Origin of the sequence: Pacificibacter sp. AS14, assembly GCF_038899935.1 — a bacterium.
Lineage (GTDB): Bacteria > Pseudomonadota > Alphaproteobacteria > Rhodobacterales > Rhodobacteraceae > Celeribacter.
In genome coordinates this window covers 274,092-285,061 of sequence record NZ_JBBMQI010000002.1, presented here as the reverse complement: position 1 = coordinate 285,061, position 10,970 = coordinate 274,092, and the positions used below count along the sequence as shown (strand labels likewise).

Below are 10,970 nucleotides of genomic sequence, written 5' to 3'. Positions count from 1 at the left end.
TCGCCAACCGCGTCACCGATGACATCGCCGATGCCCCCGACAAAATCTTCACCCGCGACCTCTTCGGCGCGGATTGATATCTCAATCGTCTCTTAAAGACCTCTCAAGGACTTATCATGCGCACAGCACTTGTCACCGGTTCTGCCGGTTTTATCGGCTCTTTCGTTTGTCGCCGCCTGCTCGATGACGGCTTTCGGGTGATCGGCCTCGATTGCCTGTCTGACTATTATGATGTGGCGCTCAAAGAGCGGCGTCATGCAATGCTGATGCAGTCTGAGAATTTCCGCGCTGTGATCGATAAGGTGGAAACGCCTGGTCTGTTGATGGATCTGTTTTCTGACGAAAAACCCGACGTGGTGATCCATCTCGCAGCCCAAGCTGGTGTGCGCTATTCGATCGAGAACCCGCGGTCCTATTTGGAAAGCAACATCATCGGCACGTTCGAGCTGCTTGAGGCCGCGCGCGCCTATCCGCCCGAACACATGTTGCTGGCGTCCACGTCGTCTGCTTTTGGGGCTAACACCCAGATGCCTTATGCCGAAACCGACAAAGCCGACCACCAGATGTCGTTCTATGCAGCAACCAAAAAATCGACCGAAAATATGGCGCATTCCTACGCTCATTTGTTCGATTTACCGATCACCATGTTCCGGTTCTTTACCGTCTACGGCCCTTGGGGGCGCCCCGATATGGCGCTGTTCAAGTTCACCAAAGCCATTCTCGAAGACACGCCAATCGATGTCTACAACTACGGCGATATGAGCCGCGATTTCACCTATGTTGAAGATCTCGTCCACGCCATTCGCTTGCTGATCGATACCCCGCCTGTGCGCCCCGTAGATGGTATCGTGGCTGAGGGCGACAGCCTATCGCCTGTTGCACCGCACCGCGTGGTCAACATCGGCAACTCAGATGCTGTGCAACTGATCGCCTTTATCGAAGCCATCGAGGCCGCCACCGGCAAAACCGCCAAACGCAACCTGATGCCGATGCAAGCCGGCGATGTCCCTGCCACTTGGGCCAACGCGGACCTGCTGAAATCTCTCACAGGCTACACCCCCAAAACCGCCGTACCTGAAGGCGTGACGAAGTTCGTTGAGTGGTACAAAGACTATTACAACGTTTAGTGTTTGTTAGGATTTCGCATCCGCAGTCCAGTTTTTTTGACAAGAATATGAAGTCACAGCTTTTTTGATCTTGTCTCCCCTTTGCTGGACCGTTAGACGGGTCAGCGGAGACGTGGCCGAGTGGTCGAAGGCGCTCCCCTGCTAAGGGAGTAGGCCCGGAAGGGTCTCGAGGGTTCGAATCCCTTCGTCTCCGCCATCATACCTTTTTGTACGATTTGAAAGAGCCGCTTTGAGCGGATTTTTTCTTTTGTTTGCATGGATTTAATCTCTTTTTTCGATTTCCTTGAGTTTTGTCCAATTGCGTCTATATTTGCTCCTTGAGTGGTAGAGAATGTGGTATGTATTATGGCCCTGTCTGGTAAGTTGACTAAGAAACTCGTCGAGAATCTACGCGCTGGGCGGTACGGCGATGGCAGTGGGCTGTACCTCGTTGTTGACCCCAGCGGTGCGCGACGTTGGATCGTTCGCGTTGTGGTCAAGGGCCAGAAGAATAAGAAGGGCGCGCCTCTACGCACTGATTTTGGTCTCGGCGGCGCTGACATCGTCACACTGAATCAAGCGCGCGAGCGGGCGCTTGAGTATCGCCGGATGGCAAAGCAGGGTCTCAATCCTCGTTTCAACGCGCACAAAGAGGTGCCAACTTTCGAGGAAGTCGCCCAACAAGTTCACATTGACCGCATGCCCACTTGGAAAAACCAGAAGCATGGACAGCAATGGATTAACACGTTGCGTGATTACGCCTTTCCTAAAATTGGCCGCATGCCGATCGATAGCATTGACCAGCCCGAGGTGCTGATGTGCCTGTCCCCGATCTGGACCGAAAAGCACGAAACCGCACGACGCTTGTCTCAACGGATTAAGATCGTTCTCGACGTCGCAAAATCCAAAGGATTGCGATCTGGTGAAAACCCCGTGACGGCGATCAAAGATGCGCAGGTCCTTCCGAAAGTAAAAGCAAAGCCAAAACATCACCTCGCAATGAGGTGGCAGGATGTGCCTGCGTTCTATGCCGATCTGACATCCCGCAATGCGATGTCAGCACGTGCGCTGCGCTTTACCTGCCTGACAGGGTCGCGCACCAATGAGGTTCTAGGCATGCGCTGGCCGGAAATCGACTTTGATGAACGGCTGTGGACCTGCCCTGAAGAGCGGATGAAAACCGGCGAGGTGCACCGGGTGCCGTTGACTGATGAGTTGCTGGCGATCATTTAACCGCTACTTGAGCTAAAGTCGGATTTTGTTTTTGAAGGGCAAAAGCGCCATAAGCCGATGTCAAACATGTCGATGCTGATGTTGTTGCGGCGGATGAATGTCGAGGGGGTTACAGTTCACGGGTTCCGATCGACATTCCGGGATTGGGCGTCTGAGGTGGCGAGCGCGCCGCGTGAGGTTGCCGAGATGAGCCTTTCGCATCGCGTGGGATCAGAGGTTGAACGCGCGTACGCTCGGTCCGACTTGCTGGAGAAGCGCAGAGCGCTGATGGATCAGTGGTCGCGGTTTGTGGCATCGGGGCAGTCTGTGGAGGCTCAAGATGATTAAGGTCACCTTAAACGAACTTGGCCTGGATTCCATTGACCTCATTAGGACTGCCTTGAGCGAAGAAACGTCGGATCTGCGCGAACGGGCCATCAAGAATGTAACCCATGATGTCGTGGCCCGTGGGGTCGATTTGCTCATACAGCAGCTGGGCCCAAAGTGGCAATCTGACCCGGCGAATTCAGAGTTTATTCAGTGGGTGGCTACGACGTCGGCCAAGAGAATTGATGCAGCGTATGAGCTTTCAGAGACTGGCAAGCGATACGATAGCAAGAACGAGAAGAAACTCAACATTGCGGAACATATCGGATACATCGTTTGTCTGTCAATTTGGGATGGAAAATTTGAAGGCGTTCAGGTGGACGGTGGCATTCTTGATCAGGTTCGCGCGGAGGCAAAGAGAGATAAGATAACTGGCGCGCGCGACAAGGACACAATCAGAGAAATTTGGAAAACTTACCGCGGCGTTGTGCATTTGGGCATGGCGTTAAAGTATTGCGAAGACAATCCGGAGCAAGGTTGGAATGTCCTGCATTTAGCTGAGGAGTTCCGGCGCTGCTTGAGTGAGCATTGCCCGAGGGGCACCAAAGTGCCGTACATCGATCCAGAAGAGCAAATTTCTTTTCTTTATATATCAGAGCTTTGGGGTCCCCGATTTGGAAGTCGGGGACTGACGTTTGATGTAGATTAGCGGGCATCCATTCGTTGTAAACCAAAGCAACCGAATGGATGTTGGCAGTGACGAACATATTTGAAAACAATCGTAGCTATGTCTTGGGTGATCCTGAGCTTGAGCTGCTGGGTGATCGTGACAAGCTGGCGCAATGGCGCCACAAAGGGATGGGCCCCGCCTATTACCGTCTGGGTCGTAAGATCGTTTACCGTGGTTGTGATCTCAATCAGTGGGTTGAAGCGCACCGCGTCGACCCCAATGCGGGTGGCAAGTAATGGTCCCCGCATTTCTTCTTTCGAGCCAATCATGGGTTATGTGCGCCCCGACGGTTTTCCCGCGCGATGAATTTGTGTTTGGAAACCTACAAGATTTGGGGGTCTAGCATTGCCCGCAAATTCGCCTCATAGCCAGCTGAACCTGTTCTCATCAGATCCTAACCCGGTAAAATCGGCTCAAGTACCTCGTCAGAAAAAAACACCTCGGTGCGAGAGCTGCGCTGAGTGCTTTCTTTCCGATCGCGAAGTGGCAAAACGCTACGACGTCTCGCGCGCGTCAGTTTGGCGTTGGTTGGCCAATGAGCCAACGTTTCCGGCACCCGTCAAGCTGAGCGCGGGCACATCGCGCTGGAAGCTAAGCGACCTCGTTCTGTTTGAAGCAAAGGGGCGTAAAGCCGAACGCAAAAAGCGCTCAGCAACGAAGTTGGGTGCGGGCTAATGGCAAAGTCCTACAAAAACGTGTTCCTTAAGAAGAATCGCGTCTACTCGGTCGAGCAGCTGATGATCGCGTACGGCGTTACCGCCAACACGGTCTCTAACTGGGTGAAGGAGGGGTTGATTCCCTCTGATGCGCAGAAGCCATATGTGTTCCGTGGGGCTGTTGTTGTCGCGTTCCACAAGCATCAACGGTCGTTGAAAGGCCGCAAACTTTTGCCTGCTGAGTTTTGGTGTCGGACGTGCCAAGCATCGGTCGAGCCCGGTCCAGAAGCCGTGACTAAAATCCGCGCAGCCAATGGACGCCCTATGCTCCAGGCGGCTTGCCCAGTGTGTTCACTCGCAGGCGCGAACGGCCCAAACCGGACCTTCGCTTCGACTTCAAATGCCGCGCTGCAGTCCGTCATTGCGGACATTCGTGCATCATTCAGCATTTTTGAAACCTAAGATATGATAAGCGGACATACCGCACGCGTGGCGAAGCAGGATGTGTTCGCCTGCATTGAAATGCTCGACAACCCAAACCGTAAGCACACCAACAATGTCATATTGTTGCCAGTTGATTATAGAACAGCACAAAAGAAAATGAACACGGCAGTCGTTTATAGAACTAGAGGCTATTCACCTAGCCTTTGGCGTATTAAACGATTTTCGACTTCAATCTGCCCAACACCCTAACGAATGCGCCGAGATCTAGGTGCGAAATTCGACTTTTAAAAGCCTAACACGGTGCGAATCATCAAGGTGGCGTATTGTGGATATTGACGGCCTATGGTGTAAATTTCAGAGTTAAATTATAGTCCAATGTGGGCCGTGAGACACCTTTGGGAACACGAGGAAAACGGCCAGATCGTTTGACGGCTTCAAGGGCGGCGGCATCGATCACAGCAACGCCTGATGATTTCACGACAGAGACAGATTTAAGATGACCGGTCGTTGCGAGTGAAATGCGGACGACGACGGTTGCCGCTTTATCCGTGCCGCGTGGATACCGCATTCGGCTATGAACGCGCGCGTTGATTTTTGCTTGCCATGCGGCTTCAAGGCGTTTGGACTTCCCTGATGTCGCAGCGGGCGCCGCAGCAGTCGATTGCGCGGCTCCCGTTCCTCCACCGGTGCCGGTAGCACGTTGTTCTCTTTGTCCAGAACTGGGGTTGGGCTGAGGCTGGGCTTGTTGCGCAGCGGGTTTTACTTCTGGCTTTTGCAATGGCTTAGGGGTTGGTTTTTCGACGACTTTGGGTGCAGCAGGCGTAGGCGGCGACGGCGGTGTTGGGGCCTCAAGAGCTATAGGCGCTTGCATGGTCTGCGGAATGGTTTGTGAGAAGTTGGTCGTCTGTATTGGCAAAGGGATTGCATCTGGTAACGGCGGTAACTTCAAGCCAAGCGGTGCGATAGACGTCATCGGCGGTGCATCCCATGTGTCTACAAGCGTGCTCAAGCTCTGGGAGGCTCCGACAAGGGTGACGGCGCTGGTCCCTTGAGTTCCGCCGGAGCTTGCGCTTTGCTCCGTAGAGACGAACGCCACAAGATGCAATCCGACCGCGGCGGCTCCAAATACAATTGCTTCGGCCGCCCATTTCATTGTGATAGCCCCATGGAAAGGCGTGTTGGCAGTTGGTCTTCTAAGCGGGTATAGAACATGTAATCAACGCAGGCAGCACAATGACTAAACCAGAAAAAGTTGACTACAAACAGTTCTTTGGCGATAGCGATCCAAGGATTGGCTACAACCGCGTATGGTTTTTCCTGATGCGAGCTCACCGAAAACTGCAGCCGCAGATCGCCAAAGTGCTGCGTGATCAGGGCATATCTGATCCGATTTGGTATGAAGTTTTGCTTCATGTCGAGGAGGCTGGAGAGCAAGGCCATCTTATGGTTGAACTTGAGACAAAACTGTTCGTAACGCAGTATGCTCTGTCGCGCCACATCACGAGGATTGAAAAGGCGGGATATATTCGCCGTGCCTACCTGTCGGACGGCCGGCGCAGGCAAGTGTTGTTTGTGACGGACAAAGGTCGTGGTTTGCATGACCGTATTTGGCCCGCCTATATGGAGGCGATGCAGACTGAACTGTCGCCTTTGATGAGCTGCGATGAAGCGTATGAGTTGGCATATATGATGCTGCGGATGTTGCCCCGCGATGGACCGGAAGAGTGAACCGCGGGGCATAAGCTTAGAATTCAATCGTTGCGATGACTGAGATCGTACGACCTGGCTCATCAAGTGTCGTGAGGCTAGAGTAGAGATCGCCATAATCGCTGCCGTAAGTGGCGCGGTCTGCATAATCTACATCAAACAGATTGTTGATTTCAGCACGGATTGTCATGTTAACGAGGCTTGTTGGCGGTGTGTATTCCGCAAAGACGTTCACAACTGTATAGGCCGGTGCTTCAACTGTGTAAGCGACGCCCGTGTCGTAAGCGAGCGCTGCATCGATGCTACCACCGATAAGCAGATTTGCGTTTGGCAGTTCTTGTTGAACTTCCAAAGCAATAATGTCGCCCAACGGCATGCCGTAGTCGAGCAAGTAGTAGCTCGCAACCAGTTCGCCATCAATCAGGCCTTCAGAGCGCGTGAAGGAAGCGCGCGCGAAACCACTGCCCCAATCGTATGTGCTGCTGAGGTTGAAGCCACGCGTTTCAAAGTCGATGTTACCATCATCGCTCCGTGCGTCTGTGATCTGAGTTTTGAACAATTCTGCACCTAGCGTCCAATCACCTGCGGCGTAATCAGCCCCCAGAATGAAGTTTTCAGACCGCGCCGTTTCCAAACCGCTGTAGTCCCAGTCATAGGTTGGGCTGTAGGCAGCGCGGTCCCAAAGGTCGTAGTTATCTGCAAGTTGAATACCGCCAAAGACGTTTGAATAGCCAGCGTTCACAGTCAGACCCGGGGCCACTTCATACACGGCAGATGCGTTGCTGCTGAGACCTGAGACGCTGTCTTCGTAGTCATCATACGCGCCAGAGAAATCTTGCCAATCAGCGCGCAGGCCACCGGATAATTTCAAACGCTCAGTTGGTTCAACACGGGCTTGTACGAAGAGACCAAAGTTGGTTTTTTCTTCTTCAGCTTCAAAAGTGGTGCCATCTTTGTAGTTGCTGGTTTGGTTGATGAAGTCCGCTCCAACAGTCAAAGTGCTGACATCAGAGAAGTGGAATACGTTTTGCACTTTTGCATTGAGCGTGCGGGTTGTCCCTTGGCTGTCTTCGTAATTGGGCGCATCAACCGTGTTTTCAGAAAAGCCGATGGATGCAGAAGGATCCCACATGCCGCCGCCATTGGTATTTTCATACTGCAAGGCGATCGTTGTACGTGTGGTGTCGTACTGAATTAAGTCACTGCCCGTGTAACCGAAGTTTGCTTTCGGGTTGCGCAACCCAGAATCGCTTGCTTTTTGCGCGGAGAACTCTACGCGGTGGCCCGCATCGGATTCATGCGCGAGTTTCACCAGGGCACTTTGAAGATCGGTTTCTGTCCCAAGCTCTTCTGCGCCGCTGCCGTCTGTGTAGTTATCGCCAGATGCGCGTTTGAAATACCCGAGCGCCTCATAGCCATCTTTGCGCGCAGCAACGGTGGTCGCGATTGTCGCCGTGCCGCCATTATCGCTAAAGCTTATGCGGGTGTTACCACCGAAATTGTCTCCATCTTCAAGGATATCGGCAACGTCCACAGTTTCCATAACAACAGCGCCGGCCACCGCATTTGGCCCAGCATCAGCAGCTGCAACACCAGGATCAACACGCACTGACTTCATCAAGCCAGGATCAAAAGCGTTTGAGCTTGCGTGGTGGAATACGCGGTTATTTTGAGACACACCGTCGACCGTCACAGCAAGGTTTAGCATATCGACGCCGTTAACGAAAATCTTTTGTGCAATAGGGATACCGCCACCAACTGAAACAGAAGAAAGGCCTGCGAAGAGATCTTTCAAGTCACCCATAGCTGCGCGCTCAAGTTCAGCTTCAGACACATAAACGGATGCTGCGTGATCCGCAGCATCGCCCAATGGATCGGCGCGCTGCACCTCAATTGGGTCAAGGGACACAACGTTTTGCGCGAACGCAGTCGTCGCCGCACAGATTGATAGAGCCGTGCTGCACAGCAAACGCGCAGCAGAATTGGATTTGTATGCCATGATACACCCTTCCAAATAGATTGAATTTTGCTGGAGTGGTGCCTCTGGCTTGCCTGTCAGGCGAGGTTTTAGTAGGCGTGCGGACCTTTGCATGCAAGTGCATGTCATTAATTTTTTACGCATATCACGTAAATGCAACACATTTAGAGCGGGCCGTGATGCGCAACAAAAAACTGTTCTCCTTGAGCGTGTATTTGGACATCGGTGTTGTAAAGATCCGACAACGATGAGGCGTGTGCCACGTCTCGTGTTGGGCCTGAAAACGCGACCTGTCCATTTTTCAAAGCGACGATGTGGTCTGCCCAAGACATTGCGAAATTGAGATCGTGCAACACGATGACGATGCTTTTCCCATGTTGGGCGGACATTTGTTTTAAATGCGCCATCAATGCGCGTGCGTGACGCAAGTCTAAGTTGTTGAGCGGCTCGTCCAACAGGACCCAATCCGTGTCCTGAACAAATCCCATCGCCACAAAAGCACGTTGCCGTTGCCCTCCTGACAGCTCATCGACAAACCGGTGAGCAAGAGGTTCAAGATCAAATTGGCTTAGCGCTTCGTCTATTTTATCCACGTCTATCTGTGTGGGACGACCGTGGTTGTGCGGCCAGCGGCCAAACCCGATCAGATCTCGCACGCGCAAGCGGCTGGCAACGCCGACGTGTTGGCTAACGATGGCCATTTTGTGTGCCAAAATACGGGGGTCGGTTTGTGTGACATCAAGTCCATCAATCTCAACGGTGCCCGTCGTCGCAGTGGCTTGCCGCGCAATGATGTTCAAAAGGGATGATTTTCCAGCGCCATTTGGCCCGATCAATGCGGTGACCTTACCCTTAGGTAAAGCCGTGGTAACATCCGAAATAATAGGCGTATCGCCAATTTTATAACTGACATGCTCAATAGAGATCATAGGGTTTTTCCTCGTGCCAGAAGAATAAGGAATAGCAACCCACCACCAAATTCGATGGCCACCGAAAGGGTTGATTGAAGGCGCATGATGCGTTCGAAATAGGTCTGCCCAACAACCAAAACCAGAGCTGAAATGAGAGCGGCTGCGGGTAAGATTAACGCATGTCGGTGGCTTTTCATCAAACTGTGCGCGAGGGTCGAAACCAATAAACCTAGAAAGGTGATCGGCCCAACGAGAGCGGTCGACACCGATACCAGCGCAGCGATGACGCACAATGTGGTGAATTGGAACCGGTCGTAATTGATACCCAATCCACGTGCCGTATCACGGCCAAGGGCAACAACATCCAGAACGGCACAGTGGCGCGCCAGCCAAATGCCGATCATGACAAGGACCACGACGGACGCGATCAATTCAATGCCGTTGATCGCGCTAAATTGAGCGAACATTGCGCCTTGGATATAGGAGAATTCAGATGGGTTGATCATCCGTTGGAGAAAGGCTGAAATTGCTCGGAACATCAGTCCGAACACGACCCCAACAAGGATCATCAAGTGGATATCTTTTCGACTGCGTCGCAGGATCATTCCAAACAGAGCAACTGCTGCGACGACCATCACCAAAGTATTTGCAGCAAACAAAGTGAGATCGGAAAGCCCAGCGTACCCAACCCCGCCTAAACTAAAAACGAAACTGGTTTGCACCAACAAAAACAAGGCATCAAACCCCATGATCGAGGGGGTCAAAATGCGATTTCCCGAGAGCGTTTGGAAGAGAACAGTCGCCAAACCTATCGAGATGCCAACTGATATCAGGGCCACTAATTTGACGCTACGAAGCTCTAGAATGAACCAGATACGCCCTGTTAATCCCCATGTTAGAAACACGCCAGAGGCCAAAGCAAGGCAGATGAAAAGAACGATGAGCCGTTTATCAAACATGTGACCGCCGCCCTAGCAAGAGCCACAAAAACACAGCTGCGCCCAAGATGCCGAAAACCGTGCCCGCTGGGATTTCATATGGAAAGCGCGCAACGCGTCCGATAATGTCGGATAGCAGAACGCAACCAGCCCCAAGCCCCGCCACAACTGGCAGGCTTTGACGTAGGTTGTCCCCCATGATCCGTGAGACAATGTTGGGCACAACCAACCCGACAAATGGCAGCATTCCGACGGTCACAACAACCAGCGCTGACACCAAGGCAACCGTCGAAACACCGAGGGCAAGCACATAGCCATACCGCAGGCCGAGCGCGCGGCTTGTATCGCGTCCAAGCCCTGCTACGGTGAATTGATCTGCAGAGAAATAAGCGAGCAAGGTTAGTCCGCCGGCCAACCAAAGCAGTTCATATCGGCCTGCCAAAACGCCTGAGAATTCACCGCTCATCCAAACGCCAATATACTGAATGAGATCGGCCTGATAGGCGATGAAGGTTGCCCCCGCGCCAAGAATCCCGCCGTAAATCAAGCCAACAATAGGGATCATTAGCGGGCGTTGGGGAGGTAATTTACGCACCAAGAAAACGAAGCCTAAGACTCCCAATAGTGCCGTGAGGGCGGCGACCGCCATCTTGGCAAAAATGGGCCACTGTGGTGCGAATACAGTGACCAAGAGTAATCCCAGCATCGCAGATTCTGTCGTGCCGGTCGTGCCCGGTTCAACAAACTTATTGCGCACCAAAAGCTGCATAATGACCCCTGATACGGCTATGCTGGCGCCGCTCAAAAGAGCCGCAAAAGTGCGAGGGCCGCGGCTTATCAATAGGAGCTGCATTTCACTTGGATTCAACCAAAGGCCAGAAAATGTCATGTCTCCTACGCCAACGAAAATGCTCACCCCAGATAGGATGAGCAACGTTGCGATAGTCCAAGCATAAGGGCG

The 10,970-nt window shown here is 52.7% G+C and carries 11 protein-coding genes and 1 tRNA gene; 7 read left to right on the top strand and 5 right to left on the bottom strand.

Going from position 1 to position 10,970, the window contains the following annotated elements; all coding sequences use genetic code 11:
* Nucleotides 1-116: 116 nt before the first annotated feature.
* From WNY38_RS04220 to WNY38_RS04195, 6 genes are all read left to right on the top strand, one after another.
* Complete coding sequence (locus tag WNY38_RS04220) at nucleotides 117-1,127, top strand: NAD-dependent epimerase/dehydratase family protein (protein ID WP_342856077.1); 1,011 nt, start codon at nucleotides 117-119, stop codon at nucleotides 1,125-1,127.
* Nucleotides 1,128-1,233: 106 nt separating this feature from the next.
* Nucleotides 1,234-1,323 (top strand) — tRNA-Ser (locus WNY38_RS04215).
* Nucleotides 1,324-1,472: 149 nt separating this feature from the next.
* Nucleotides 1,473-2,339, top strand: a complete 867-nt coding sequence (locus WNY38_RS04210) for an integrase arm-type DNA-binding domain-containing protein (RefSeq protein ID WP_342856076.1) — start codon at nucleotides 1,473-1,475, stop codon at nucleotides 2,337-2,339.
* 319 nt (nucleotides 2,340-2,658) lie between these two features.
* Nucleotides 2,659-3,354 carry a hypothetical protein gene (locus WNY38_RS04205; RefSeq protein WP_342856075.1) on the top strand — a complete coding sequence of 232 codons (696 nt, stop codon included), beginning with the start codon at nucleotides 2,659-2,661 and terminating at the stop codon, nucleotides 3,352-3,354.
* Nucleotides 3,355-3,392: 38 nt separating this feature from the next.
* Entirely contained in the window at nucleotides 3,393-3,611 is a 219-nt protein-coding gene (locus WNY38_RS04200) for a MerR family transcriptional regulator (RefSeq protein ID WP_342856074.1), read from the top strand.
* A 438-nt stretch (nucleotides 3,612-4,049) separates the two neighbouring features.
* Nucleotides 4,050-4,493, top strand: a complete 444-nt coding sequence (locus WNY38_RS04195) for a hypothetical protein (RefSeq protein ID WP_342856073.1) — start codon at nucleotides 4,050-4,052, stop codon at nucleotides 4,491-4,493.
* 322 nt (nucleotides 4,494-4,815) lie between these two features.
* On the opposite strand, the gene WNY38_RS04190 is transcribed toward WNY38_RS04195, so the two are convergent.
* The gene (locus tag WNY38_RS04190) at nucleotides 4,816-5,484 is read right to left on the bottom strand and encodes a TonB family protein (protein WP_342856072.1); all 669 of its coding nucleotides are present in this window, start codon (nucleotides 5,482-5,484) and stop codon (nucleotides 4,816-4,818) included.
* 224 nt (nucleotides 5,485-5,708) lie between these two features.
* On the opposite strand from WNY38_RS04190, the gene WNY38_RS04185 reads away from it, so the two are divergent.
* Nucleotides 5,709-6,203, top strand: coding sequence for a MarR family winged helix-turn-helix transcriptional regulator (locus WNY38_RS04185; protein ID WP_342856071.1), 495 nt, complete (start codon nucleotides 5,709-5,711; stop codon nucleotides 6,201-6,203).
* Nucleotides 6,204-6,219: 16 nt separating this feature from the next.
* Here the strand turns inward: WNY38_RS04185 and WNY38_RS04180 are convergent, their stop codons facing one another.
* The 4 genes from WNY38_RS04180 to WNY38_RS04165 form a co-directional block, all read right to left on the bottom strand.
* Nucleotides 6,220-8,181: a TonB-dependent receptor gene (locus tag WNY38_RS04180; RefSeq protein WP_342856070.1), complete on the bottom strand. Its 1,962-nt coding sequence runs from the start codon at nucleotides 8,179-8,181 to the stop codon at nucleotides 6,220-6,222.
* 143 nt (nucleotides 8,182-8,324) lie between these two features.
* Nucleotides 8,325-9,089 (bottom strand): ATP-binding cassette domain-containing protein, encoded by a 765-nt coding sequence (locus WNY38_RS04175; RefSeq protein WP_342856069.1) that lies wholly within the window; start codon nucleotides 9,087-9,089, stop codon nucleotides 8,325-8,327.
* Nucleotides 9,086-10,030, bottom strand: coding sequence for an iron chelate uptake ABC transporter family permease subunit (locus WNY38_RS04170; RefSeq protein ID WP_342856068.1), 945 nt, complete (start codon nucleotides 10,028-10,030; stop codon nucleotides 9,086-9,088). The genes WNY38_RS04175 and WNY38_RS04170 overlap by 4 nt, the downstream gene beginning before the upstream one ends.
* Nucleotides 10,023-10,952 (bottom strand): iron chelate uptake ABC transporter family permease subunit, encoded by a 930-nt coding sequence (locus WNY38_RS04165; RefSeq protein WP_342856090.1) that lies wholly within the window; start codon nucleotides 10,950-10,952, stop codon nucleotides 10,023-10,025. Before WNY38_RS04165 ends, WNY38_RS04170 begins: the two co-directional genes overlap by 8 nt.
* Nucleotides 10,953-10,970 lie beyond the last annotated feature (18 nt).